We start from the raw sequence: 26722 nt of genomic DNA, 5'->3' as shown, positions 1-26722 counted from the left end.
TAATATCATATCACGCTAAATTCATTTGTCAACCAGTTCTGTCTTCTTTTCTTATAAAAATAACAAAAGAAATAACCCCATAAGATGGAGCTATTTCAGGAGATTATGAAAAAGAAAAGTTTTAGGATAAATGTATTATATCCATGCTTCCTAAAATAAACCTTAAGTTTTTGATATTAAAAGTAATTTATTCCCATAGCTGATTTAACTTCTGAGAGTGTTTGTCCTGCGACAGCACGTGCATGCTCGCTTCCTTTTTCCAACATGCGGAAAACTTCACCCATATCTTTAGCATATTCTAGGCGACGTTCGCGAATTGGAGAGAGTTCTCTTTCAAGAATTTCTAAGAGATAGCGCTTGGTCTTAACATCACCAAGTCCACCACGCTGATAATTTTCCTTCATAGCAGCAATCTCAGCTTGATCTTCTTCTTGTCCAAAAATATCAAGATAATGGAAGACCATATTTCCTTCAATTTGTCCCGGATCTTCCACACGGATATGATTAGGGTCAGTATACATACTCATGACTTTTTTGCGCACAGTATCTGCGTCATCTGAAAGAAAAATACCATTGCCAAGTGATTTAGACATTTTAGCATTGCCATCAAGACCTGGAAGACGCCCAGCTGCTTCATTTTCAGGATAGATACCCTCAGGTTCAACTAAACAGTTTGTTTTATAGGTATGATTAAAGCTACGCACAATTTCACGCGTTTGCTCAATCATAGGCTTCTGATCGGTTCCGACAGGCACTAAATTTGCCTTAAAAGCTGTAATATCAGCTGCTTGAGAAATTGGATAAACCAAAAATCCTGCTGGAATAGATTCTCCAAAATTCTTTTGAGCAATCTCAGTTTTGACCGTTGGATTGCGTTCTAAGCGTGCCAATGACACTAAATTCATGTAATACAGAGTCAGCTCAGCCAGTTCTGGGATTTGACTCTGGATAAAAATAGTCGTTTTACTTGGATCAAGCCCAACTGATAAATAATCTAAGGCAACATTTCCAATTGATTCTTTAATAATTTCTGATTCTTTGGCATGGTCAGTAAGAGCCTGCTGATCTGCCAAGAAAACAAACATGTCATACTTATTTTCATTTTGCAAGGCTACACGATTTTTAAGACTACCAACGTAGTGCCCTAAGTGTAATTTACCTGTTGGTCGGTCTCCTGTTAAAATAATAGGTTTCGGCATTTATTTTTCCTTTCCTTATCAATAAAAAAATCCTCACACAAATACATGTGTGAGGGCGTTGATCAACTATACGCGGTGCCACCTCAATTAACAGTGTCTTTTATAAGTTTACACCACTGTTATCTCTATCTTCTTCTCTTTAAGAAGTTGCACGGTAAGGGGTGCCAACCTGAAGACTACATGCTTTCTTCATAATTATAATAAATCAGTCCATTCCTAATAATTCCTTATTGACTCGCAGCAGCCGTCAACTTTCTGTAAAGTTCCATATTAGTACTCCTCTGATAGCATTTATTTTATGTTTTTTTAACTTTTCTGTCAAGCTTTTTCAAAAAGGTTTCACGTGAAACAGCTCTGCTGTTAGTCAGGTAAAAGTTGAAAAAAGTATCTCTTTCTAGTAAAATGAAAAAGTATATTATAAATATAATGAGGTAATAAATGCTTACAGTTTCTGACGTGTCACTGCGTTTTAGTGACCGTAAACTTTTTGATGAAGTTAACATTAAATTTACGGCAGGCAACACTTATGGGCTTATCGGAGCTAATGGTGCCGGAAAATCAACTTTTCTTAAGATTTTAGCAGGAGATATTGAACCTACAACTGGCCACATCTCACTGGGTCCTAATGAACGTCTTTCTGTTCTTCGGCAAAATCATTTTGATTATGAAGAAGAACGTGTCATTGATGTTGTTATCATGGGAAATGAACACCTTTATAAAATTATGAAGGAAAAAGATGCTATTTATATGAAAGAAGATTTTTCTGATGAAGATGGTGTTCGAGCAGCAGAATTAGAAGGTTTATTTGCTGAACTTGGTGGCTGGGAGGCCGAGAGTGAAGCTGCACAATTACTCCAAAATTTAAATATCTCAGAAGACCTTCATTATCAAAATATGAGTGAGCTTGCAAATGGAGACAAAGTTAAGGTTCTCCTTGCCAAAGCTCTCTTTGGCAAACCAGATGTCCTTCTTCTTGATGAGCCAACCAATGGTCTTGATATTCAATCAATTACATGGTTAGAAGATTTCTTGATTGATTTTGAAAATACCGTTATTGTTGTCTCTCATGACCGCCATTTTCTCAATAAAGTTTGTACACACATGGCTGATCTGGATTTTGGAAAAATCAAACTTTATGTTGGTAACTATGATTTTTGGAAAGAATCTTCTGAATTAGCTGCACGTTTACAAGCTGATCGTAATGCTAAGGCTGAAGAAAAAATAAAAGAGCTTCAGGAATTTGTTGCTCGCTTCTCTGCCAACGCTTCAAAATCAAAACAAGCTACCTCCCGTAAGAAAATGCTTGATAAAATTGAACTTGAAGAAATAGTTCCATCAAGCCGTAAATATCCATTTATAAACTTTAAAGCAGATCGCGAAATAGGAAATGACCTTTTGACGGTCGAAAATCTTTCTGTTACCGTTGATGGTGAGAAGATTTTGGATAATATTAGTTTTATTCTACGGCCAGGCGATAAAACGGCCTTCATTGGACAAAATGATATTCAAACAACTGCTCTTATTCGAGCTCTTATGGATGATATTGACTATGAAGGGACTGTCAAGTGGGGAGTGACAACTAGCCGCTCTTATCTTCCAAAAGATAATGCTAAAGAATTTGCTGCTGGAGAATCTATTCTCGAATGGCTCCGTCAATTTGCTGAAAAAGGGGAAGACGATGACACATTTCTTCGTGGTTTCCTAGGACGTATGCTCTTTTCTGGCGATGAAGTTAATAAGTCTGTTAACGTTCTGTCAGGAGGAGAAAAAGTGCGCGTGATGCTTTCTAAACTCATGCTTTTAAAATCAAATGTTCTTATCCTTGATGATCCAACCAACCACTTAGATTTAGAGTCTATTTCTAGTTTAAATGATGGTATTAAGGACTTCAAAGAATCTGTTATCTTTGCTAGCCATGACCATGAGTTTATTAACACGATTGCCAACCATATCGTTGTTATTTCAAAAAATGGAGTCATTGACCGCATTGATGAAACTTATGATGAATTTCTTGAAAATGAAGAAGTTCAAACAAAAGTAACTCAACTTTGGGCTGATTAATTTTATAGAAAGTACAGGTTGGGTTTCCCAGCCTGTCTTAGTTTATGACTTATGAAAGAAAAAATATTAACTTATAAGACCTCTTTTTGCTATTATCTAGCGGCTTTTGCTCTGCCAGTAGTGATTATGGCAATTATTCTTGCAACACAAAATATCTATCCTAACAGTGAACGGACTATTCTTGCTAGTGATGGTTTCCATCAATACGTGATTTTTGCTACTAATTTACGTAATATTCTTCATGGTGATGACAGTATTTTTTATGCTTTTACCAGTGGTTTGGGAATTAACTTTTATGCACTTATTAGTTATTACCTAGGTTCCTTCTTATCTCCGCTTTATTATTTCTTTAATTTGGAGCAAATGGCGGATGCTGTTTATTATATTAGCTTAGCTAAATTTGGACTTATCGGATTGTCGGCTTATTTTAGTTTTACACGTCTTTTTAAAACAGTATCCAGACCACTAATTTTAACGCTGTCAACCAGTTTTGCTCTCATGAGTTTTACAACCAGCCAGTTAGAAATTAATACTTGGTTGGATGTTTACATCTTAGTTCCACTAATTATTTTGGGATTTCACTATCTTTTTGAGGGAAAAGGGCGCTGGATTTATTACTTAAGTTTAACTTTTCTCTTTATCCAAAATTATTATTTTGGATATATGATGTCTCTATTTTTATTTCTTTATTTCCTAGTTAATTTGGTGACAGCATCTTCTATCAAAACTGCTTTATTGAAAGGTTTAGATTTTGCTTTTTCTTCCATTTTAGCTGCAATAAGCAGTGCTGTCATGCTGTTGCCAACTATTCTTGATTTAACAACACATGGCGAAGAGTTTACAGAAGTGTCAACTTGGTTTACAGAGGCAACCAATGCTTTTGATATCTTTGCTAAAAATATGGTCGGAGTTTACGATACTACAAAATTTGGTGCTATTCCTATGATTTATGTAGGATTGTTTCCTTTAATTTTAGCTATTCTCTTTTTTACAATAAAGGAAATCAAATGGCAAGTTAAAACAGGATATTTACTTCTCTTATTCTTATTGGTGTTAAGTTTTTATATACAGCCATTAGATTTAGCGTGGCAGGGAATGCATGCTCCAAACATGTTTTTACACCGTTATTCTTGGCTATTTTCGCTCTTAATTGTATTATTAGCGGGTCAGTCTTTGCCTTATATAAAGCAGATTAGCTTAAGACAGCTACTTGTTCCTTTTGGTATCTTAGTTATAGGATTTAGCTTAACTTTTGTTTATCGAGAATATTATAGCTATCTCACAGATATTTCTTTTATTCTTAGTTTTTCCTTTTTATTGGCTTATGCCATTTTATTAGTTAGTTTTAGTAAAAAACAAATTCCTAAATCTCTATTTCTTGGTTTTACTTTCTTTTTCTGTTTATTTGAAATTGGTCTCAATACTTACTATGTTGTCAACTCTCTTGGAGCAGAATGGGTTTTTCCTACCCGAGAAGGATACACGCGCAACATGAAGTCTATTGAAAATTTAGTTGCTGAGACTAAAAAGGATAACTCCGATTTTTACCGTACAGAGCGTCTTGAAGCTCAAACTGGAAATGATAGCATGAAGTATAACTACAATGGAATCTCGCAATTTTCATCTATTCGAAATACTGCTTCCAGTTCGACTTTAGACAAATTAGGCTTTAAATCTGATGGGACAAATCTTAATCTTCGTTATCAAAATAATACTCTGCTGATGGACAGTCTTTTTGCTGTAAAATATAATTTGTCAACCTACGATCCAGATAAATATGATTTTATTTACACTGGTCAGGAAGATACTATGAGTTTATACACTAATAGTAATGTATCTCAATTAGCTGTTTTGACAAATGGTGTTTACAAAGATGTTGACTTTACTGTAAATACGCTTGACAACCAAACAGCTCTTATCAATAATTTAACTGGTCTTAATTTAGATTATTTCAATCGTCTCAACGCTTCGCTTTCTGATCAAAATACAACTGTACTTGACAATCAAATTACTGCTAAAGCAGCATCTGGCAGCAATTCTGCCAGTACAACATTCACAGTACAGGTTCCTGCCCACACTCAACTTTATGTCAGCGTTCCAAATATTAATTTTGGAAATAGTACATCAAAAGCTGTTACAACAACTGTTAATGGCATTTCTAAGTCTCATTCAACAGACAATACATTTAGTTTCTTTGATATTGGCTACTTTGAAAACGAAGAAACCGTTGATATAACTTTCTCTTTTCCTGCAAATGAATCGGTAACCTTCGATACTCCTAACTTCTATGCTCTCAATACTGATAATTATCAAACAGCTATAGATACCTTAAATGCTAAAAAGGTAAATGTAACAACAAAACATAATAGTGTTATAGCTAGTTATTCTAGTGATTCAGATAGTTCTCTCTTTTTCACTTTACCATACGATCAAGGTTGGACTGCAAAGGTAAATGGAAAATCTGTTTCTATTGATAAAGCTCAAGATGGTTTCATGAAAGTTGATGTTCCTGCTGGAGACGGTCAAGTTGTTCTTAACTTTGTACCAAATGGCTTCAAAGAAGGGGCAATTTTATCAGGCATTGGTATTTTCATCTTTAACGTTTATACTATAATAATATCCTACATTACTAAATATCGAAAAAAATAACCTTTAGTAATAATTCAAAGGCGGTGAACTAGTTCATCGTTTTTTATAATGGATAAAAATAAAAAAACTCAAGTCATTATCAACTTGAGAAATGTCTTATCACTCCGCCAGTAGGACTCGAACCTACGACATCATGATTAACAGTCATGCGCTACTACCAACTGAGCTATGGCGGATAAAGGAAAAACTGTCAAGCAGTTTTTATTATAGTCCGTACGGGATTCGAACCCGTGTTACCGCCGTGAAAAGGCGGTGTCTTAACCCCTTGACCAACGGACCAAAAGAGTTGTTACTTTTACAACACTTTTATTATTATAACGATAGAATTGCTATTTGTAAATAGCTTTAGTAAAAAAATAGTATTAATTTTTTTATTGACTTAATTTTTGGTATTTAGTTAGGTTGACAGTATAGCTTTAATTTTGGTAAACTATTTAAGTCTTGGTCTCATAGCTCAGCTGGATAGAGCATTCGCCTTCTAAGCGAACGGTCGCAGGTTCGAATCCTGCTGGGATCAAAAAAGCTCTTTAGTATTTAAACTAAAGAGCTTTTTCTTCTTTGCTCACAAGATAAATAAGAGCAAACATAGGAAGTAGTAAAAAATAAAGACTATTTTCAATTAAGTAGTGACACATAATTGTTGCTAACAAAACACCAATCATAAAAGCAATAATGGCAGCAATAATATACAAGGCTTGCTTTTTTATTTGCTCATTTTTTTCAACATTCCCTTTAAGTAAAAGATAGGAAGCATTTTTTATATTACCTGTCATCATAGTATTTGTATAGGCATATCCTCTGACTCTTTTAAAGGTTGATAATTGAATCGAAGCAAAAAAAGCTAATCCTGCAATGGTAAAAATAGATGGGAGAAGAGGACTAAAAATAGCTATTATAAGTAATAGAACAAATAAAGCATAAGTACTTAGTTTGTGCCATCTAAAATTTTTTAAGATTACCCATTTTCTAAAGAAATAGTAGAAAGACTGTCCTAAAATAAAGAAAATAATTGGAATTAAAAAACTGAATGCTTCCTTAAAGTGACCATCTGCAAACTTAATCATCATATAGAGTAGATTACCAGTCTGCATACTAGCAAATCGCCCTCCCTGTGTGATAAAGGTATAGGCATCAATAAAACCACTAATAAATGTTAAAAGTATAGCCACTCTTAAACCTTCAAAATTTCGATAATCCTTTGTCATATGTTCTCCTTTGTTTCACGTGAAACTTATATATATTTACTGATCTTACGAATAGATAAACGATTCATTTGTTCTTTATGTGTTTCAATAAAATTAAAGATTCTTATGAGCCTGTAACTAAAAGAGTTAAAATAACATAAAAGTGAAATTGATTTTTTTGGTATTTAGCCAATTTTGCAGTATTTTCTGAATCAGAGTGTTGTTTAAAAAGGTTGATAACTTCTGAATCATTCATTTTTTCCCTATTTATGATAAGGGCTGCCTTGTTGAATCATAAAAGCGCGGTAAATTTGTTCAGTCAAAACTAAACGCATGAGTTGGTGAGGCAAAGTTAAAAGACCAAAACTTATCAATAAATTTGCCCGTTTTTTGACTTCAGGTGCTAATCCTAAACTTCCCCCAATAATAAAAGTAATGTCTGAATAACCTTTTACAGTTACCTCTTCCAAAGTTTTAGCAAATTCTTTTGAGGATAATTGCTTTCCTTCAATAGCTAGTACAATAACGTAATCACGGGTACTAATTTTGGGAAGAATACGACTGGCTTCTTTTTTTAAAATATTTTGATTCTCAGCTTGGCTGGCATTATCTGGTGTCTTTTCATCTCTTAATTCCACCATTTCAAATTTAGCAAAATGTCCCAGACGTTTAGTATACTCCATGATCCCATCTTTAAGATATTTTTCTTTTAATTTTCCAACGGTAATCAGTTTAATTTTCATAAAGTCATTATAGCATATTAAAATCGTACACAGGTTGTCCACAAGTCTATAGTTATTTTCTTTATTAAAAAAACTTATTATCTAGGTAAAAATAAAAAACTTATCCACATTTATCCACAGGTTGTTGATAATTCTATTTTTTCAATCTTTATGCTATAATTAAGCTTGCATTATTATAGTAGTTTCACTACTAAGGAGGACTTATCTTGAAAAACATTAACTTTAGCAAGTGGAAAAAATGGCTTGCCCCAGTTATTATACTTATTGTTGGAATTATCGGTGGGCTTTTGGGAGCTTTTATTTTACTAAAATCTAGTGGAGTGAATTTCAAAAGTAACTCATCAACCTCTCCGCAAGTAACCACTTCTAAAAATGTCTATAATAACTCTTCAGATACTACAAAGGCAGTAAAAACTGTTCAGGATGCTGTTGTTTCTATTATCAACTATCAAAATTCTTCATCATCTGATTCACTCAGCGATTTTTATGGTGGAGCTTTTGGCGGAGATGATAACAGTTCATCATCAAGTGATTCTGATAAGGATGATTTAGATCCGGCAGGTTCAGGATCTGGCGTTATTTACAAAAAAGATGGGGATACTGCTTATGTGGTGACCAATAATCATGTGATAGATGGCGCTAAACGTATTGAAGTCATGCTTGCCAATGGTACAAAGGTTGTTGGAGAACTTGTTGGTGCAGACACCTATTCTGATTTAGCTGTTGTAAAAATTTCATCTAAAGATGTCTCAACAGTTGCTGAATTTGCTGATTCTGACAAATTAACGGTTGGTGAAACTGCTATTGCTATTGGTAGTCCTTTAGGAGTCGAATATGCTAACTCTGTAACTGAAGGTATCGTTTCAAGTCTGAGCCGTACTGTTACCATGAAAAATGAAGACGGAGAAACTATTTCCACAAACGCTATTCAGACAGATGCCGCTATTAATCCTGGTAACTCAGGCGGAGCCCTTGTAAATATTGAAGGTCAGGTTATTGGTATTAATTCAAGTAAAATTACTCTTTCTGGAGTTGAAGGTATGGGATTTGCCATTCCTTCAAATGATGTTATTAAAATTATTAGCCAATTAGTAGAAGACGGAAAGGTAACACGCCCTGCAATGGGAATTTCCATGGCTAATCTCAGTGAATTATCGACTAGTGCCATTTCAGAATTGGGCATTCCTGAAGATATCACAGCAGGAGTTGTTGTTACTGAGGTTCAGTCTGGAATGCCAGCTGATGGCAAATTGAAACAGTATGATGTCATCACTGCTATTGATGGTGAAGAGGTAACTTCAACAACTGATTTCCAAACCCTTCTTTACAATCATGAAGTTGGAGATTCTATTGAAATCACTTTCTATCGCGGAAAAGATAAGAAAACAGTTACTATCGAACTAACTAAATCAGAAGATGATTTATCAAAATAATAGCTAAACATTATGAAAGAAGAGCTTGAGACTCATTTTGTCCCAAGCTCTTTTACTGAAAGGAAATTTATGACTGAACGTTTGCAAATTATTCCAATAGAAGAAATCTATCCCAATCCTTACCAACCTCGAACTGAATTTTCAGAGCAAGAGTTGAAAGAATTAAGTCAGTCAATTCGTGAAAATGGTCTGATTCAGCCAATTATTGTTCGTAAGTCAGAGATTATTGGATATGAATTAATTGCTGGTGAACGGCGTTTACGGGCTTGTAAACGTTTAGGATTAAAAGATATTTCCGCAGTTATTAAAGACATTTCAGATAAAGATAGCAAAAAACAGGCTATTATTGAAAATCTTCAACGTTCTAATCTTAATCCTATTGAAGAAGCTAAAGCTTATGAAAAACTCATTCAGCAAGAAGGGTACAGTCATGAAGAACTTGCTTTTATTATAGGAAAATCTAGACCATATATATCTAATGTTCTAAGACTGCTGCAGCTTCCTTCCAATATACAAGATAGTCTCGAAAACTCAGTAATTTCTCAAGGCCATGCGCGTGCACTCTTAAGTATTACAAATCCAAAAAAACAACTATCTGTTTTTGAAAAAGTGATTACTGAAAATTGGTCTGTGCGTCAATTAGAAAATTTTTTACGTGAGCAGCCACCTACTCAAAATAAAAACAAAAAAGATATTTTTGTTGAAGACCAAGAAAAAAAGCTGGAAAAACTTTTGGGATTGCCTGTTACTATTCGATATAAAAAAAATCATACTGGAAGTCTTCAGATCTATTTCTCAAACGAAGAAGATTTCAACAGAATTATCAACAAACTTGAATAAACTGTGAATATCAATTAACTTATTTTCAATGATATACACACCTAAAACAAAGAAAGAAAGCTATAATAGCAGCTTTCTTTTTCTTTTTACACATCCTGTGGATAACTCTTTTTAACAATGTGGATTTTATAACTTAAACCTGTGGAAAACTTCAATTAATTATGCTAAAATGCTATAAGATAATCAAATGTAAGGAGAGAAAATGGCAGAAAACGAGCAGATTTTTTGGAACAGAGTTTTAGAGCTTGCTCAAAGTCAATTAACGCAAGCGACTTTTGATTTTTTTGTTTTAGATGCTAAACTCATTCAAGTTGAAAATCAAGTAGCTACTATTCTGATTGATCAGTTGAAAGAACTGTTCTGGGAAAAGAATTTACAGGATGTTATTTTAACTGCTGGTTTTGAGATTTATAATAGTCAAATTTCCGTTCATTATATTTTTGAAGAACCTCAAGAAAAAGCAGCTAAGCAAACATTATATTCTGGTCAAGGAGAATCTAGTTCTGGACAGCAGACTCAAATTTTACCGACTCTTAATTCAGACATTAACCATAAATATACCTTTGAAAATTTCATTCAAGGAGATGAGAATCGCTGGGCTGTAGCTGCTTCTATTGCGGTGGCAAATTCACCAGGAACTACCTATAATCCTCTTTTTATTTATGGAGGTCCCGGTCTTGGAAAAACACATTTGCTTAATGCTATTGGTAATACGGTTCTTGCCGATAATCCGAGATCTCGAATAAAATACATCACAGCTGAAAATTTTATCAACGAGTTTGTAGAACATATTCGTCTTGACAAAATGGATGAACTTAAGTTAAAATACCGCTATTTAGATGTTCTTCTAATTGATGATATTCAATCTTTAGCAAAAAAATCAACTAAAACAACTCAAGAAGAATTTTTCAATACTTTCAATGCCTTGCACGGCAGCAATAAACAAATTGTCTTAACCAGTGACCGAAACCCTGATCAGCTCAATGAATTAGAAGAGCGTCTAGTTACTCGTTTTAAATGGGGATTAACAGTCAACATCACTCCGCCTGATTTTGAAACTAGAGTGGCCATTTTAAACAGTAAAATTATGGATTACGATTATTATTTTCCTCAAGAGACAATTGAGTATCTAGCTGGACAGTTTGATTCCAATGTTCGTGATTTAGAAGGTGCCCTTAAGGATATCAGTCTTGTAGCTAATATCCGTCAGTTGACTAAGATTACAGTTGAGGTCGCAGCAGAGGCTATTCGTGCTAGAAAACAGGACAGCCCAGCAATCACAGTCATCCCAATTGATGAAATTCAAGAAAAAGTTGGTAAGTTTTACGGCGTTACAGTCAAAGAAATAAAAGCAACCAAACGCAATCAAAATATCGTTTTAGCACGTCAAGTAGCTATGTATCTTGCTCGTGAAATGACCGATAATTCTCTTCCAAAAATAGGTAAAGAATTTGGCGGTCGCGATCATTCTACAGTTCTACATGCTTATAATAAAATCAAAAATATGATTGCTCAGGATGATAGTCTGCGTATTGAAATTGATACTATAAAAAATAAGATCAGATAGTCCTTTGTGGATAAGTTCTTAACTATTGCTGTCAATATCCACAGTTTATACACAAGTTAAGAAGCTTTATAATACAATCTAAAATAGGTTTATCCACATTATTCACAAGACCTACTACTACTACTAAATAATAATACTAGAATAAAGGAGTCCCATGATACAATTTACAATAAACAAGGCTTATTTTATTCAAGCCTTAAATACTACCCGTCGAGCAATTGCTTCAAAAAATGCTATTCCTATTTTGTCTACAATAAAAATCGAAGTTACTAGTGAAGGTATTACTCTAACTGGCTCAAATGGACAAATATCTATTGAAAATACTATTTCTGTTTCAGAAGAAAACGCAGGACTTGTTATCAATCAATCAGGCAGTATTCTTTTAGAAGCTAATTTTTTTATAAATGTTATTTCAAGTTTGCCAGATATTAATGTAAATTTTGAAGAGATAGAACAGCATCAAGTTCTTTTGACAAGTGGAAAATCTGAAATTACTCTAAAAGGAAAAGATGTTGAACAATATCCTCGTATTCAGGAGGTTGATAGTTTAACTCCTCTTGTTATGGAAACAAATGTTTTAAAAACGCTCATTTCAGAAACATCATTTGCAGCAAGTACTCAGGAGAGTCGTCCTATTTTAACCGGTGTTCATTTTGTTTTATCTAACCATAATGAGTTAAAAGCAGTAGCTACTGATTCTCATCGTATGAGTCAGCGTCAGTTAGTTCTTGAACATTCAGCTGATAATTTTGATGTTGTTATTCCAAGTCGCTCACTTAAAGAGGTATCTGCCGTCTTTAATGATGATATTGAAAATGTAGAGATTTTCTTCTCGGTAAATCAAATTTTATTTAGAAGTGAATATATTTCTTTTTATACGCGCCTGTTAGAAGGAAATTATCCTGATACAGATCGTCTTTTAACTAACCAGTTTGAAACGGAAGCCGTTTTTAACACTGCTGATCTTCGTCATGCTATGGAACGAGCACATCTTATTTCAAACGCTAGTCAAAATGGTACCGTCAAATTGGAATTTATAAACGGTAATGTCAGTGCTCATGTAAATTCACCTGAGGTGGGGAAAGTTAATGAAGATTTAGACACTCAGGAAATTTCAGGAAAAGACTTAACTATTAGCTTTAATCCAACTTACTTAATTGAAGCTTTGAAAGCTTTAAAGAGTGAAACTGTTCGCGTGCGATTCATTTCTCCTGTTAGACCTTTTACTTTAACACCTGGTGATGAAAGTGAGAATTTTATTCAGTTAATCACCCCAGTTCGTACAAATTAATCGTAAAATAAGGTTAGATTAAGAATTTTTTAAGTAAAAATAGCTATACTATAACCATCCTAAAACTTTTCTTTTTCATAATCTCCTGAAAGAGCTCAGCAATTGCTGGGTTCTTTCTTTTGTTTTTAAGTCACCAGCAGTGACTTATTTTTATGATATAATCAATTTTATAAACTATAAACCATTTTTAGAAGGAAAAATAATGTACGAATTAGGATCTTTAGTTGAAATGAAAAAACCGCATGCCTGCATGATTAAATCAACTGGCAAAAAAGCCAACTGCTGGGAAGTCGTGCGTGTCGGTGCAGACATTAAAATTAGATGTACCAACTGCGACCATGTGGTCATGATGAGCCGTTATGATTTTGAACGAAAACTCAAGAAAATCTTGTAAAATCAGGTCTGCAACCAGCAGTTGCTCTAAAAAGTGCTAGTCAGTCATTTCTTGAAAGGTTATAATAAGCTTAAAAAAGAAAGGTGGATGATTGATATGACAAACTTTGCAAAACAATTAAAGAAACTCAGAACAGAGAGAAACCTTTCACAAGAAGTCCTAGCTCAAGAACTTTATATTTCCCGCCAGGCTATCTCAAAGTGGGAGCAGGGAACAGCCACATCAGACCTAGATAAATTGGAAAATATGAAAAACGAGATGGACTTGCAATTTTAATTGATCTGTTTTCAAAGTATTGGTATATTTTGTTATTCTTTATCCTTGGTTAGTTGCCTTTCTATTTTGAGGCAAATAAGTGACAAGCTTTTTTTGATATTTTTTGCTATAATAACTACGATTGAATAATTTTATGGAGACTAAAATTTATGGCTTTAACAGCAGGTATTGTTGGTTTGCCCAATGTTGGGAAATCAACTCTTTTTAATGCAATTACAAAGGCAGGTGCAGAAGCTGCTAACTATCCTTTTGCAACTATTGATCCCAATGTTGGAATGGTAGAAGTTCCAGATGAACGTTTACAGAAGTTGACAGAGATGATTATACCTAAAAAAACTGTGCCAACAACGTTTGAGTTTACAGATATTGCTGGTATTGTAAAAGGGGCTTCTAAGGGTGAAGGTCTTGGAAATAAGTTTTTGGCCAATATCCGTGAAGTAGATGCTATCGTCCATGTTGTGCGTGCTTTTGATGATGAAAATGTCATGCGGGAGCAAGGACGTGAAGATGCTTTTGTTGATCCAATAGCCGATATTGAAACCATTAATTTAGAATTAATTTTGGCGGATCTAGATTCAGTTAACAAACGCTATGCGCGTGTGGAAAAAATCGCTCGTACACAAAAAGATAAGGATTCGGTTGCTGAGTTTAACGTTCTTCAAAAAATCAAACCTGTTCTTGAAGATGGTAAATCAGCTCGTACCATTGAATTTACTAATGATGAGCAAAAAATTGTCAAGCAGCTTTTTCTTTTAACGACTAAGCCAGTCCTTTACGTGGCCAATGTTGATGAGGAGAAAGTGGCTGATCCAGATAGTATTGATTATGTTCAGCAGATTCGTGATTTTGCAGCAACTGAAAATGCTGAAGTTGTTGTGATTTCAGCGCGTGCAGAAGAAGAAATTTCTGAGCTTGACGATGAAGATAAAGGAGAATTTCTTGAAGCCATTGGTTTAACTGAATCAGGTGTGGATAAATTGACACGTGCAGCTTATCATTTGTTGGGTCTTGGAACTTACTTTACAGCTGGTGAAAAAGAGGTGCGTGCTTGGACCTTTAAACGTGGCATCAAAGCACCACAGGCAGCAGGAATTATTCATTCGGATTTTGAAAAAGGCTTTATTCGTGCAGTAACCATGTCTTATGATGATCTTATCAAATATGGCTCTGAAAAAGCTGTCAAAGAAGCAGGTCGTTTGCGTGAAGAAGGAAAAGAATATGTTGTCCAAGATGGAGACATTATGGAATTCCGATTTAATGTTTAAGAGGATATAAATAGCAAAAGGTTGGAAAATTTTTCCAACCCTTTTAGTCTTTTGAAAGGTAAAAAATGGTAAAAATGATTGTTGGTCTGGGAAATCCTGGATCAAAATATAGTAAAACAAAGCATAATGTTGGTTTTATGGCTATTGATAAATTAGCTGAAGATATGGGGTTAAGTTTTTCTGAAGATAAAAATTTTAAGGCTGAAATTACTTCAACATTTCTCAATAATGAAAAAATTTATTTGGTTAAGCCAACGACTTTTATGAATAATTCTGGGATTGCAGTAAGAGCTTTGATGACTTATTATAATATTTCTACTTGTGATATTATCGTGATTTATGATGATTTGGATATGGCAGTTGGAAAAATTCGCTTTCGACAAAAAGGTTCAGCTGGAGGTCATAATGGTATAAAATCCATTATTAACCATCTTGGAACGCAAGAATTTGACCGTATCAAAATTGGCATTGGCCGTCCAAAACATGGTATGACGGTAATCAATCATGTCTTGGGTAAATTTGATCCTGATGATGGTATAACGATTGAAAATGCCTTGTATAAGGTTAATAAAGCACTCTATCATTACCTTGAAACTCGTGATTTTGAAGATACTATGAGGCGTTATAATGGTTAAATCAACACTTCTTTCACTTTTTAGTCACAATAGCCAATTGAATGAGTGGAAAGATAAAGTTACTCTTTTGGGGCGTCAGCTGGTTATGGGATTTTCATCTGCTAGTAAAGCTGCTGTCATGGCTTTAGCTTTATCTGAAGAAAACAATAAAATTGTTATTGTGACCTCAACACAAAATGAAGCAGATATTCTAGCAAGTGATCTATCTTCTCTTGTAGGAGAGGATAAAGTTTATCAGTTTTTTGCAGATGATGTAGCGGCGGCAGAATTTATTTTTGCTAGTCTGGATAAGGCGCAGTCGCGTTTGGAAGCTTTAAATTTTTTGCTTGATGAAACAGCATCGGGTTTTTTAGTGACCAGTCTTGTTGGGACGAAAATTCAACTGCCCAGTCCATCTGTCTACAGACAGTCACTTTTGGAAATTGAAGTAGGATCTGAGTACGACTTTGACGGAATTATAAAATCTCTAGTTAATATGGGTTATCAAGGTGTTAATCAGGTGCTGTCACCTGGTGAATTTAGCCGTCGCGGTGATATTTTAGATATTTATGAATTAACAGAGGATAAACCCTACCGTCTGGAATTTTTTGGTGATGAAATTGATGGTATTAGAACCTTTGACACAGAAAGTCAAAAATCTTTGGAAATACTGGAAAAAATAGTTCTTTCACCGGCCGATGATATTATCTTGACTGAAGAAAATTTTACGCGTGCGATAGATAGCTTAGAAAAAGCAGTGGCTAAGATAAATGGTGCCCATCAGTCTTATTTAGAGGAGATTTTGTCAGTCACGCGCGAAGGCTATCGTCACAAAGATATCCGTAAATTTTTGTCTATTTTTTACGATCAGTCTCATTCTATTTTTGATTATCTGCCAAAAGGAACACCTCTTTTTGTGGATGATTTTCAAAAAATTATGGACCGTCATGGACGTTTTGAATTGGAAGCGGCTAGCCTTTTGAGTGATGATTTGCAACAGGAAAAATCGCTGAGCAATTTATCTTATTTTGCAGATTCTTATCAAAAGTTACGTCATTATCAGCCAGCAACTTTCTTTTCAAATTTTCAAAAAGGTCTGGGAAACCTTAAATTTGATAAGCTTTACAATTTCACTCAGTATCCTATGCAGGAGTTTTTCAATCAATTTCCGCTCCTGATTGATGAAATTAATCGTTACAGTAAACAGAAATCAACAGTCATCTTACAAGCTAGTTCGCAAAAATCTTTGCATTCTCTTAAAGAAACTTTGCAGGAATATGAACTTGACATCGCCTTGACAGCTGAAGATAGCCTGATGGCAGGACAAGTTCAATTAATCATAGGAAATCTGTCTTCTGGATTTTATTTTGCAGATGAAAAGATTGTTTTTATTACTGAGCATGAAATTTTTCATAAGAAGGTAAAGCGCCGTATTCGTGCCAGTCATATTTCTAATGCTGAACGTCTCAAAGATTATAATGAGCTGGAAAATGGAGATTATGTCGTTCATCAGACGCATGGTATTGGGCGATTTATGGGAATAGAAACCATTGAAATAAAAGGTGTTCACCGTGATTATCTTACCATTCAATATAAAGATGCCGCCACTATCTCCTTACCAGTAGAACAGATTGAAAGTCTGTCTAAATATGTGTCAGCAGATGGCAAAGAACCAAAAATCAATAAATTGAACGATGGCCGCTTCCAAAGGGCTAAACAAAAAGTAACTAGACAGGTCGAAGATATCGCAGACGATCTGATTGAATTATATGCTAAACGCAGCCAATTAAAGGGGTTCGCATTTTCACAAGATGATGATAGCCAGCGTGAATTCGATAATGATTTTGCTTATGCTGAAACAGCAGATCAGCTGCGCTCTATCAAGGAAGTTAAAACTGATATGGAATCCGATCATCCCATGGATCGCCTTTTGGTTGGAGATGTCGGATTTGGTAAAACTGAAGTTGCTATGCGGGCAGCTTTTAAAGCAGTTAATGATGGCAAACAGGTTGCTGTTTTGGTACCGACAACTGTACTTGCCCATCAGCATTTTTTGACTTTTAAAGAACGTTTTGAAAATCAGGCAGTGACGGTAGAAGAACTTAGTCGATTTAAAGGTAAAAAAGAACAAACTCAGATTATAGAGGGTTTAAGTAAAGGCCACATTGATATTATTATCGGAACCCATCGCCTTTTGTCTAATGATATTCACTTTTCAGATTTGGGCTTAATTGTCATTGATGAAGAGCAGCGCTTTGGTGTTAAACATAAGGAAAGACTTAAAGAGCTTAAAAATAGAGTTGATGTACTGACTTTAACAGCAACACCGATTCCTAGGACACTCCATATGTCTATGATGGGAATCCGTGATTTATCAATTATTGAAACACCACCAACTAATCGTTATCCAGTTCAGACTTATGTTACTGAGACTAATTCAAGTCTTATTCGCGATGCTGTTTTACGAGAAATGGATCGCGGAGGCCAAATTTTTTATGTTTACAATAGGGTAGAAACTATTGAACAGAAAGTAGCAGAACTTCGTGAATTAATACCTGAAGCAGCCATTGGTTTTGTTCATGGTCAAATGAGTGAAGTTCTCTTAGAAAATACGCTGTTGGATTTTATTAATGGTGTCTATGATATTCTTGTGACAACAACTATCATCGAAACTGGGGTAGATATTTCAAATGTCAATACGCTTTTTATTGAGAATGCTGATCATATGGGGCTTGCAACTCTCTATCAGCTTCGTGGGCGCGTAGGGCGCAGTAACCGTATTGCTTATGCTTATCTTATGTACCGCCCTGATAAGGTTCTAACTGAGGTATCAGAAAAAAGGTTGGAAGCTATCAAAGGATTTACTGAGTTAGGTTCAGGTTTCAAAATTGCCATGCGTGATCTTTCTATCAGAGGAGCTGGTAATATTTTGGGGGCATCGCAAAGCGGATTTATTGATTCTGTTGGCTTTGAAATGTATTCACAGCTTCTTGAAGAGGCGATTGCTAAAAAACAGGGCAAATCAAATGCACGTCGTAAAGGCAATGCAGAAATCAATTTACAAATTGATGCTTATCTTCCTGGTGATTATATTGGCGATGAGCGCCAAAAAATTGAGATTTATAAGCGTATTCGTGAAATAGAGTCTTATACTGATTATGAAGCACTGCAGGATGAATTAATAGATCGCTTTGGAGAATATCCAGATCAAGTTGCTTACCTCTTGGAAATCGGTTTAGTCAAAGCTTACATGGATATTGCTTTTGTAGAATTTGTTGAAAGAAAAAATAATCAATTAATTATTCGTTTTGAAAAAATTACGCAAAGTCTCTTTTTAACTCAGGATTATTTTGAAGCTTTGTCAAAAACAAATCTTAAAGCTCGAATCAGTGAACATCAAGGAAAAATAGAAATCATCTTTGATAGTCGTGCAAAAAAAGACTATGAATTGTTAGAAGAATTAGTCAAATTTGGACAAGGCTTTGCAGAGATTAAAGAGCGTAAACAAAAGAAAGAATAATTTTTGAGACATTTATATAACCAGACTCCTTTAGATACCAAGCCTGACAAAAGGTTTTGACAGAGGAAATACTAGTTTGTCAAAGCCTTTATGTGGTAAACTGTTGATAAAAGCATAAACTAAAATTATCAAGGAGGTCGAAATGGAGCTGCATAATCGTTTAGTTAAATTGAGAAAGGAAAAAAATCTGTCTCAGGAAGAATTGGCCGAGAAACTTTATGTTTCACGCCAAACAATTTCCAATTGGGAAAGGGGCAAGACTTATCCAGACATCAATTCGATTTTGCTGATAGCAACCTTTTTCGATGTTACCTTAGATAATTTAATCAAAGGGGATGTTGATTATATGAAACATCACGTCAACAAGTCACAGTTTAAGAAATGGCTCATTATTGGGGGGATTTCTTGGTTTCTCTTTTCAGTAGCTGTACCGACTAGGTACCTGTTAGAAATAGAACAATCAGCGGCACTATTATCTTTTTTATCTTTACCTATAATTTATTCAGCATTTCAGATTTTCTATATCATGAAAAATCAGGAATTGAAAAACTATGCTGATATTCTCAACTTTATCAATCCTGAAAAGCAGGTGAAGCCTAGCCTGTCCAGAGAACTCTGGTTTACCATTGGTTTGCTAGTTGCTATCTGGGGGATTTTCTTTATCGGCACTGTTGTTTCAGCTTTGCTTTTTTGGTAAGTAAGAGAGTCTCTTTAGGCTCTTTTTTATTTTGATATTAAATTTTGAGCTCTGCTATTTTTCAAAAAAAATGATAAAATAGAAGGGATTGCGAGGTAAAATATGAGACTTGATAAATATTTAAAAGTGTCCCGTATCATTAAGCGCCGTCCTGTTGCAAAGGAAGTTGCAGATAAGGGACGAATTAAAGTAAATGGTGTTTTAGCAAAGTCATCAACTGATTTGAAAATTAATGACCAAGTGGAAATACGTTTTGGAAATAAGCTGCTGACTATTCGTGTGATAGAAATGAAAGACAGCACTAAAAAAGAAGACGCAGCTAAAATGTATGAAATTATCAATGAAACAAGGATAGAAGAAAATGTCCAAGAAGAAGCCTAATGTTGTTCAGCTTAATAATGCTTATATTGACAATGCCAATCATGAACAGCGTCTTGCCCGTGCAGAACATCAGCAGCGTAATCGTTTCATGGGATGGATTCTAGTTGGAGTTGTCTTGCTTTTTATTTTGCCGACCTATAATTTGGTAGGAACCTATATTTCTGTAAAAGAACAAGAAGCAGAAGTTACTGCTCTCAAAAAAAGCTATGCCGACTTGAAAGCTGAGACAAATGGTAAACAGAATCTGGCTAAAAAATTGAAAAATGACGATTATGTTGAAAAATATGCTCGAGCCAAGTATTACTATTCCTTAGATGGGGAAACAATTTACCCCGCACCCAACTTATTACCTTAATGAATAATTTAATAAAAAATATTGAAACTTTTTTAGCCTATTCTGATGACAAATTGGAAGAATTGGCAGCTAAAAATCAAGCCTTAAAAACTGAACAGTTAAATAAAGCAGAGGAGGAACAAGAGATAAAATGAAAAAAGTCATTGTACTTATCTGTTTTATCGTCTCATTGAGCCCTCTGACGATTGTTTCAACTGAGAAAGATTTAGTTTTAACACCGGATCAGACCAATAAATTAACATCAAATACAATTGCAAAATCAGAAACATTTGCTGAAATTCCTAAAAATCCTGTCACATCAAAAGAAGTTTTAACTTATAAGGATGCTAATCTAACAAAAGCGTTTAAAGTTATCGCAGCTGATACAAGTTTAAAAATTAGCAAAATTAGTCTAAACAGTGAAGGTGAAAAAGTCTTTAAATTATCTAATGGCAGCTATTTAGCAGCTGATCGCAGTTTTATTTATGATGATCAGATTTATGATCAATCGCAGACCGAGGCAGCTTTCTGGACAGCTCCAGATCTAACAGTTTATAAATCACCTTACGTTAAAGGAACACAGAAATCATCATCAAAATTAACAGCCTATAAAAAAGTAAAAGCTACTAAGGTAGCAACAACTCATGAAGGAACTTATTATTATGTAGATGGGCAAGGATGGATTAATCAAGATTATTTGGAAACAGCAGACAATCGCATGAAAGCTGTGCAGACACTTCTTGATGAAAAATATAACTCTGCCAATCTATCTGTTTATGTTAAACAAATAGATACAGGCAAAACGGCTGGCATCAATGAGGACAAAGAAATGTATGCTGCCAGTATTGCTAAATTAGGAGTTCTTTATTATACTCAACAGCAAATTTTAGATGGTAATTTGAATTTGTCAGACGAAGTCAAATATACTGCTGATGTTCATAATTTTAAAGGAGCCTATAATCCTGATGGTACAGGTATAATTAGCAAGGATGCTGATAATAAATCGTATAGCATTGAAAATTTACTAAAGGCTGTTTCTCAGCATTCTGATAATGTGGCAACAAATATTTTGGGTTACTACGCCGCTGATCAATACGATAAAAATTTCCAAACGACTGTTGATACGGCAGCTGACAGTGAATGGGATATGGATTCTAAGCAGCTTTCTGCAAAAACAGCTGGTACTCTTATGGAGGCCATCTATCATCAGGATGGAGATATTATTGATTATTTATCAGATACTGATTATGATGATGCCCGTATTTCTAAAAATATCAATGTTCAAGTAGCTCATAAAATTGGAGATGCTTATGATTATAAGCATGACGTAGCCATTATTTATACGGATTCTCCGTTTATTCTTTCAATTTTCACAGACAAAGAAAGTTATGACAAGATTACATCAATTGCTGATGACATCTATGAGATATTAAAGTAAATGACAGAAAATCTTTTAAAACGAATTACTAATCAAGGCTATTTTTTAAAGCATAGCAACATTCTAATAGCTGTATCAGGTGGAGCAGACTCTATGAGTTTGTTGCACTTTTTCTATACTTATAAAGAACATCTTAATGTAAATATTGCTATTGCTCATGTTAATCACAAACAGCGTCCAGAGTCAGACGAGGAAGAAAAGTACCTTTCTAGTTGGGCGCAAGAGCATAATGTTCCATTTTATTCATCAAGTTTTACAGGATCTTTTTCAGAAAAATCAGCGCGTGATTTTCGTTATAATTTTTTTAAAGAGGTCATGAAAAATAATGGCTATACAGCCTTAGTTACCGCACATCATGCTGACGATCAGGCAGAGACTGTTTTTATGAAACTTCTTAGAGGCAGCCGGCTTCGTCATCTTGCAGGAATGAAAATAGTTGTTCCTTTTGCTAATGGACAGCTTATTCGGCCTTTTTTAACTTTAAAAAAATCTGAACTTCCGCAAGTCTTTCATTTTGAAGACAGCAGCAATGGTTCTCGAAAATATCTTCGCAATCGTATCCGATTAGATTACTTGCCAATTTTAGAAAATGAAAATCCTCAGCTGCGCCAGTATTTAATTAGGCTAGGAAAAGAAAGTCATCAATTATTAGAAGCTCTTTCAGATTTGACTGCTGATATTGAATTAACAAATTTAGCTGTTTTTCAAAAGCAAACAAGATCAGTTCAGATTTATCTTTTGCAAAATTATTTAGCTGGATTTGCGGACTTGAATTTAGGACAGTCGCAATTTGATGATTTACTGATAATGCTGCAAAATTCAAAATATTATAAAACTTCGTTGAAATCAGGATATTTTCTTTATAAAGATGATAAAAAATTTAAGATCAGTCAGAAAAAACCGAACTTAAATACAGAGTTGAAAAAATGTCAGATACTGTTGGGACAAAATGCCGAATTTTCTGGATACCATTTTACTTTTTCACATGAAGTTAGTTCTGAAAAAAATATTGTAATTGATGCGGATAACCCCTTAATTCTTCGTCATCGCCAAGCAGGAGATAAAATTGATTTTGGCACGCATCATAAAAAAATACGCCGTTTATTTATTGATGAAAAAATCTCACAAGAGGAACGCTCAAAAGCAATTATTGGTCAGCAAGGGGATGCTATTATTTTTATTCTCGTTAGAGATAAACTTTATTTGAAAAAAAAGCCTGAAAATGCTATACTGAAAGGCGTTGTCAACATTATTAAGTTACCCTAATTAATCCCTATTTTGAAAAATAAGAGTTAAAACCTGACGATTTTTCAAAAAATGGTATAATAACAAACATATTGACTTTGAGAAAGGGAATTAATGCTGGAAAAAGACATTAAAAAAGTCCTCTATTCCCAAGAGGAAATTGTTGCAAAAACTAAAGAATTAGGACAGCAGCTAACAAAAGATTATGATAAAAAAAATCCATTATTAGTCGGTGTTCTGAAAGGTGCTGTTCCATTTATGGCGGAACTAATCAAGCATATCGATACTCATGTTGAGATTGATTTTATGGTTGTTTCCAGCTATGGAAATGGTACGGTCAGCAGCGGAGAAGTAAAAATCCTCAAAGATGTTGATACCAATGTTGAAGGGCGTGATATTATTTTTGTAGAGGATATCATTGATACAGGACGCACTTTACTTTATCTCCGTGATATGTTTAAATATCGCAAAGCTAACTCTGTCAAGATTGTAACTCTTTTTGACAAACCAGAAGGACGTGTTGTTGATATTGATGCTGATTATGTTTGTTATGATGTCCCTAATGAATTTATTGTTGGTTTCGGTTTAGATTATGCCGAACGTTATCGTAACTTACCTTATGTTGGTGTCCTAAAAGAAGAAATTTATACTAATTAACAAAGGTTTACTATTGCATGAATAATAATAAAAATAATGGTTTTTTAAGAAATGCTTTCATTTACATTTTGGTTATTATCGCAGCTGTAACTGCATTTCAATATTTTTTTAACGGAAGCAGCAGCCAAACTCAGGAACTTTCTTACACAAAACTTATTAAACAAATAGAAGATGGTAAGGTAAAATCAATTACCTATCAGCCAAGTAGCAGCATTCTTGAGGTTACTGGTAAATATAAAGAACCTGAAAAGGTTAAGGCAGATCCTAATTTAACCTTTCTAAGCGGTTCTTCGACTACCGTTACAAGTTTTACCTCTGTCGTTTTAGCAGACTCTACAACTACAGCAGCTATCCAAACAGCTGCTAAGGATGCTAATATTGAAATAAAAGTACGCCCAGAAAGTTCAACTGGTACTTGGTTAACTTACGCTATCAGCTATATTCCAATGATAGCAATTTTCGTCTTTTTGATAATGATGATGAATCAAGGCGGCGGTGGACGCAATGCTATGAGTTTTGGCAGAAATCGTGCCAAATCACAGTCAAAAGACGATATTAAAGTCCGTTTCACCGATGTTGCTGGCGCTGAAGAAGAAAAACAAGAATTAGTTGAAGTTGTTGACTTTCTAAAAAATCCTAAAAAATATAAAGCATTGGGTGCTCGTATACCCAAAGGGGTTTTGCTAGAAGGGCCTCCGGGAACTGGTAAAACTCTTCTTGCAAAAGCTGTTGCTGGTGAAGCGGGAGTTCCTTTCTTTAGTATTTCAGGTTCAGATTTTGTAGAAATGTTCGTCGGTGTTGGTGCCAGTCGAGTTCGCAGTCTCTTTGAAGATGCTAAAAAAGCAGAGCGCGCCATTATTTTTATTGATGAAATTGATGCTGTTGGCCGCCGACGTGGCGCAGGTATGGGCGGCGGAAACGATGAACGTGAACAAACCCTTAATCAGTTACTGATTGAAATGGATGGTTTTGAAGGTAATGAAAACATTATCGTTATTGCAGCAACCAACCGCAGTGATGTATTGGATCCTGCCCTTTTGCGTCCAGGACGATTTGACCGTAAAGTATTAGTCGGACAGCCGGATGTTAAAGGTCGTGAAGCTATTCTTAAAGTTCATGCTAAAAACAAGCCGCTAGCAGCTGATGTCAATCTTAAAGTTGTTGCTCAACAGACACCAGGATTTGTTGGTGCTGATTTAGAAAATGTTCTTAATGAGGCTGCTCTAGTTGCTGCCCGTCGCAGTAAAACTAAAATTGATGCTAGTGATATTGATGAAGCAGAAGATCGTGTTATTGCCGGTCCATCTAAAAAGGATAAGCAGGTCTCTGCTCATGAACGAAAAGTTGTCGCTTACCATGAAGCTGGACATACTATCGTAGGCCTTAAATTATCAAGTGCAAGAGATGTTCATAAGGTTACAATTGTTCCGCGTGGACGCGCAGGCGGTTACATGATTTCTCTTCCGAAAGAAGATCAAATGCTTCTATCGAAAGATGAACTAAAAGAACAATTAGCAGGCCTCATGGGAGGACGTGTAGCTGAAGAGATTGTTTTCAACGTTCAAACTTCAGGAGCTTCTAATGATTTTGAACAGGCGACACAGCTAGCTCGAGCTATGGTGACAGAATATGGTATGAGTGAAAAACTGGGTCCTGTCCAATATGAAGGTAATCATGCCATGAATCCAGGACAGCTATCTCCTGAAAAAACCTATTCTGCACAGACTGCACAGCTTATTGATGAAGAAATTCGCATGCTTCTTGTTGAGGCACATGATAAAGCAGCACAGATTATTAATGAAAATCGTCCTACTCATAAACTTATTGCGGAAGCTCTTCTCAAATATGAAACACTTGATGCAGCGCAAATCAAATCTATTTATGAAACAGGTAATATGCCATCAGATACAGATAGTGAAGAGAGTGATCACGCCTTATCTTATGATGAAGTCAAAGAGCGCATGGAAGAAACAAAAGATTAAGAAGAAGCTAGAAAAGCTTCTTTTTATTTTTCCATGGGAAGGCATATTTAGTGACAAATTTCAAGTTGAAGTTAGCCACTTTGTAAAAACTCTCTGGGAGATTTGTAACCAAGTAGTTTCTTGGGATAGTTGTTCATCCAATTTTCAATGAATGCGACCAAAGAGCTGGTCGCATTTTGAGTCCCCTTTGGTAACCAGCGTCGAATCAAGCGATTATGGTTCTCGTTTGTACCACGTTCCCAAGAAGCATAAGGATGGGTATAATAAATATGATCAGGCTCAGATAAGCGGGCAAATTCTGTGCTATTATCCGCCGTAATAGAATGAATTTGGTAGTCTTTCAGAATCATGCTCAAGGCCTGGTTAACCGACTCAGCTGACTTGTCAGGAATGAGGCGAATCATTTGCTAGCAACTCTTTCTATCGGTTAGGGTCAGCAGGCACTCGTTTTTAGCTCGTGTCTGAATTACCGTATCAATCTCAAAATGTCCCATTTCCAGTCGCTGATTGATCATCTCTGGCCGTTCTTCAATAGACTTTCCAGCAGGCTTAAAGTCAGGACTGGCTTGTTTCTTCTTGGTTTTCGCTTTTCTAGGATAGAGCAGTGCCTCTTGTCCAACTCCTAGATGGCCTTGATGAATCCAGTAATAGATAGTGGCTACTGGGATGTTTACCTTCCCAGACTTGACCATCATCTCAGAGTCTTTCTAATTGTTGTTGTGGTGATTACAATTATATCTCTCTGAGATGTTTTTTAATACCCTTAAGTGGCTAACTTCATTTTAGAACTTTTATTTGCTTATGTTAGTTGCGATAATTTTAAAAAAGGGAAGAAAAGTAGTTGACAAAGGGAATAAGGTTTGCTAGAATATAGGAGTTGTCTTCAGAGGAAGGCAGAGCCCTTTGAGAACTGAATAAGAAACCAAGTGCAGGGTTTGTTATGAGAATAATA

21 protein-coding genes, 3 tRNA genes, 2 pseudogenes and 1 other annotated feature are annotated in these 26722 nt (G+C 35.1%); of the genes and pseudogenes, 20 read left to right on the top strand and 6 right to left on the bottom strand.

What is annotated here, in order from left to right; genetic code table 11:
• Nucleotides 1-176: 176 nt before the first annotated feature.
• Nucleotides 177-1199: a tryptophan--tRNA ligase gene (gene trpS, locus ACVRZ8_RS07205; protein ID WP_447448642.1), complete on the bottom strand. Its 1023-nt coding sequence runs from the start codon at nucleotides 1197-1199 to the stop codon at nucleotides 177-179.
• A gap of 48 nt (nucleotides 1200-1247) precedes the next feature.
• Nucleotides 1248-1496, bottom strand: a binding site (T-box leader).
• A gap of 141 nt (nucleotides 1497-1637) precedes the next feature.
• Here trpS and ACVRZ8_RS07200 point away from each other — a divergent pair.
• Nucleotides 1638-3260, top strand: a complete 1623-nt coding sequence (locus tag ACVRZ8_RS07200) for an ATP-binding cassette domain-containing protein (RefSeq protein ID WP_447448641.1) — start codon at nucleotides 1638-1640, stop codon at nucleotides 3258-3260.
• 51 nt (nucleotides 3261-3311) lie between these two features.
• Nucleotides 3312-5909, top strand: coding sequence for a YfhO family protein (locus ACVRZ8_RS07195; protein WP_447448640.1), 2598 nt, complete (start codon nucleotides 3312-3314; stop codon nucleotides 5907-5909).
• Nucleotides 5910-6011: 102 nt separating this feature from the next.
• Here the strand turns inward: ACVRZ8_RS07195 and ACVRZ8_RS07190 are convergent.
• Both ACVRZ8_RS07190 and ACVRZ8_RS07185 read right to left on the bottom strand, forming a co-directional pair.
• Nucleotides 6012-6085 (bottom strand) — tRNA-Asn (locus ACVRZ8_RS07190).
• A 31-nt stretch (nucleotides 6086-6116) separates the two neighbouring features.
• Nucleotides 6117-6188, bottom strand: a tRNA-Glu gene (locus ACVRZ8_RS07185).
• Nucleotides 6189-6352: 164 nt separating this feature from the next.
• Between ACVRZ8_RS07185 and ACVRZ8_RS07180 the strand changes: the two genes are divergently transcribed.
• Nucleotides 6353-6426 (top strand) — tRNA-Arg (locus ACVRZ8_RS07180).
• Between the two features lie 22 nt (nucleotides 6427-6448).
• Here ACVRZ8_RS07180 and ACVRZ8_RS07175 read toward each other — a convergent pair.
• Together ACVRZ8_RS07175 and rlmH are read right to left on the bottom strand one after the other, a co-directional pair.
• Nucleotides 6449-7114, bottom strand: a complete 666-nt coding sequence (locus ACVRZ8_RS07175; protein WP_447448639.1) for a YoaK family protein — start codon at nucleotides 7112-7114, stop codon at nucleotides 6449-6451.
• A gap of 242 nt (nucleotides 7115-7356) precedes the next feature.
• Nucleotides 7357-7836 carry a 23S rRNA (pseudouridine(1915)-N(3))-methyltransferase RlmH gene (gene rlmH, locus ACVRZ8_RS07170; protein WP_447448638.1) on the bottom strand — a complete coding sequence of 160 codons (480 nt, stop codon included), beginning with the start codon at nucleotides 7834-7836 and terminating at the stop codon, nucleotides 7357-7359.
• A gap of 206 nt (nucleotides 7837-8042) precedes the next feature.
• Here rlmH and ACVRZ8_RS07165 point away from each other — a divergent pair, with 206 nt between their 5' ends.
• From ACVRZ8_RS07165 to ftsH, 17 genes and pseudogenes are all read left to right on the top strand, one after another.
• Entirely contained in the window at nucleotides 8043-9269 is a 1227-nt protein-coding gene (locus ACVRZ8_RS07165) for a S1C family serine protease (protein WP_447448637.1), read from the top strand.
• A gap of 69 nt (nucleotides 9270-9338) precedes the next feature.
• Nucleotides 9339-10109, top strand: coding sequence for a ParB/RepB/Spo0J family partition protein (locus tag ACVRZ8_RS07160; protein WP_447448674.1), 771 nt, complete (start codon nucleotides 9339-9341; stop codon nucleotides 10107-10109).
• Nucleotides 10110-10311: 202 nt separating this feature from the next.
• Nucleotides 10312-11676: a chromosomal replication initiator protein DnaA gene (dnaA, locus tag ACVRZ8_RS07155; protein WP_447448636.1), complete on the top strand. Its 1365-nt coding sequence runs from the start codon at nucleotides 10312-10314 to the stop codon at nucleotides 11674-11676.
• Nucleotides 11677-11830: 154 nt separating this feature from the next.
• Nucleotides 11831-12967: a DNA polymerase III subunit beta gene (gene dnaN, locus ACVRZ8_RS07150; protein ID WP_447448635.1), complete on the top strand. Its 1137-nt coding sequence runs from the start codon at nucleotides 11831-11833 to the stop codon at nucleotides 12965-12967.
• A gap of 202 nt (nucleotides 12968-13169) precedes the next feature.
• Nucleotides 13170-13361, top strand: a complete 192-nt coding sequence (locus ACVRZ8_RS07145) for a DUF951 domain-containing protein (RefSeq protein WP_447448634.1) — start codon at nucleotides 13170-13172, stop codon at nucleotides 13359-13361.
• A 96-nt stretch (nucleotides 13362-13457) separates the two neighbouring features.
• Nucleotides 13458-13601, top strand: a pseudogene (locus ACVRZ8_RS07140) (helix-turn-helix domain-containing protein); the annotation flags it as partial.
• A 185-nt stretch (nucleotides 13602-13786) separates the two neighbouring features.
• On the top strand, nucleotides 13787-14902 hold the full coding sequence (gene ychF / locus ACVRZ8_RS07135; RefSeq protein ID WP_447448633.1) for a redox-regulated ATPase YchF: 1116 nt from the start codon (nucleotides 13787-13789) through the stop codon (nucleotides 14900-14902).
• 65 nt (nucleotides 14903-14967) lie between these two features.
• Entirely contained in the window at nucleotides 14968-15537 is a 570-nt protein-coding gene (gene pth / locus ACVRZ8_RS07130) for an aminoacyl-tRNA hydrolase (RefSeq protein ID WP_447448632.1), read from the top strand.
• Nucleotides 15530-19036 carry a transcription-repair coupling factor gene (gene mfd / locus ACVRZ8_RS07125; protein ID WP_447448631.1) on the top strand — a complete coding sequence of 1169 codons (3507 nt, stop codon included), beginning with the start codon at nucleotides 15530-15532 and terminating at the stop codon, nucleotides 19034-19036. Before pth ends, mfd begins: the two co-directional genes overlap by 8 nt.
• A gap of 142 nt (nucleotides 19037-19178) precedes the next feature.
• Entirely contained in the window at nucleotides 19179-19733 is a 555-nt protein-coding gene (locus ACVRZ8_RS07120; protein ID WP_447448630.1) for a helix-turn-helix domain-containing protein, read from the top strand.
• A 102-nt stretch (nucleotides 19734-19835) separates the two neighbouring features.
• Complete coding sequence (locus ACVRZ8_RS07115; protein ID WP_447448629.1) at nucleotides 19836-20114, top strand: RNA-binding S4 domain-containing protein; 279 nt, start codon at nucleotides 19836-19838, stop codon at nucleotides 20112-20114.
• Nucleotides 20095-20469 (top strand): FtsB family cell division protein, encoded by a 375-nt coding sequence (locus ACVRZ8_RS07110; RefSeq protein WP_447448628.1) that lies wholly within the window; start codon nucleotides 20095-20097, stop codon nucleotides 20467-20469. The genes ACVRZ8_RS07115 and ACVRZ8_RS07110 overlap by 20 nt, the downstream gene beginning before the upstream one ends.
• Nucleotides 20469-20603 carry an SP_0009 family protein gene (locus ACVRZ8_RS07105; protein ID WP_447448627.1) on the top strand — a complete coding sequence of 45 codons (135 nt, stop codon included), beginning with the start codon at nucleotides 20469-20471 and terminating at the stop codon, nucleotides 20601-20603. Before ACVRZ8_RS07110 ends, ACVRZ8_RS07105 begins: the two co-directional genes overlap by 1 nt.
• The gene (locus ACVRZ8_RS07100; RefSeq protein ID WP_447448626.1) at nucleotides 20600-21886 is read left to right on the top strand and encodes a serine hydrolase; all 1287 of its coding nucleotides are present in this window, start codon (nucleotides 20600-20602) and stop codon (nucleotides 21884-21886) included. The genes ACVRZ8_RS07105 and ACVRZ8_RS07100 overlap by 4 nt, the downstream gene beginning before the upstream one ends.
• The gene (gene tilS / locus ACVRZ8_RS07095) at nucleotides 21887-23152 is read left to right on the top strand and encodes a tRNA lysidine(34) synthetase TilS (protein ID WP_447448625.1); all 1266 of its coding nucleotides are present in this window, start codon (nucleotides 21887-21889) and stop codon (nucleotides 23150-23152) included.
• Nucleotides 23153-23245: 93 nt separating this feature from the next.
• Nucleotides 23246-23788, top strand: coding sequence for a hypoxanthine phosphoribosyltransferase (gene hpt / locus ACVRZ8_RS07090; protein WP_447448624.1), 543 nt, complete (start codon nucleotides 23246-23248; stop codon nucleotides 23786-23788).
• 17 nt (nucleotides 23789-23805) lie between these two features.
• Complete coding sequence (gene ftsH, locus ACVRZ8_RS07085) at nucleotides 23806-25770, top strand: ATP-dependent zinc metalloprotease FtsH (protein ID WP_447448623.1); 1965 nt, start codon at nucleotides 23806-23808, stop codon at nucleotides 25768-25770.
• A gap of 71 nt (nucleotides 25771-25841) precedes the next feature.
• On the opposite strand, the pseudogene ACVRZ8_RS07080 reads toward ftsH, so the two are convergent.
• Nucleotides 25842-26468, bottom strand: a pseudogene (locus ACVRZ8_RS07080) (IS30 family transposase); the annotation flags it as partial.
• Nucleotides 26469-26722: the final 254 nt, after the last annotated feature.

This window comes from Streptococcus dentiloxodontae (assembly GCF_053206925.1).
The sequence above is the reverse complement of the archived record's forward strand: the minus strand, read 5'-3'. Positions and strand labels throughout refer to the sequence as shown.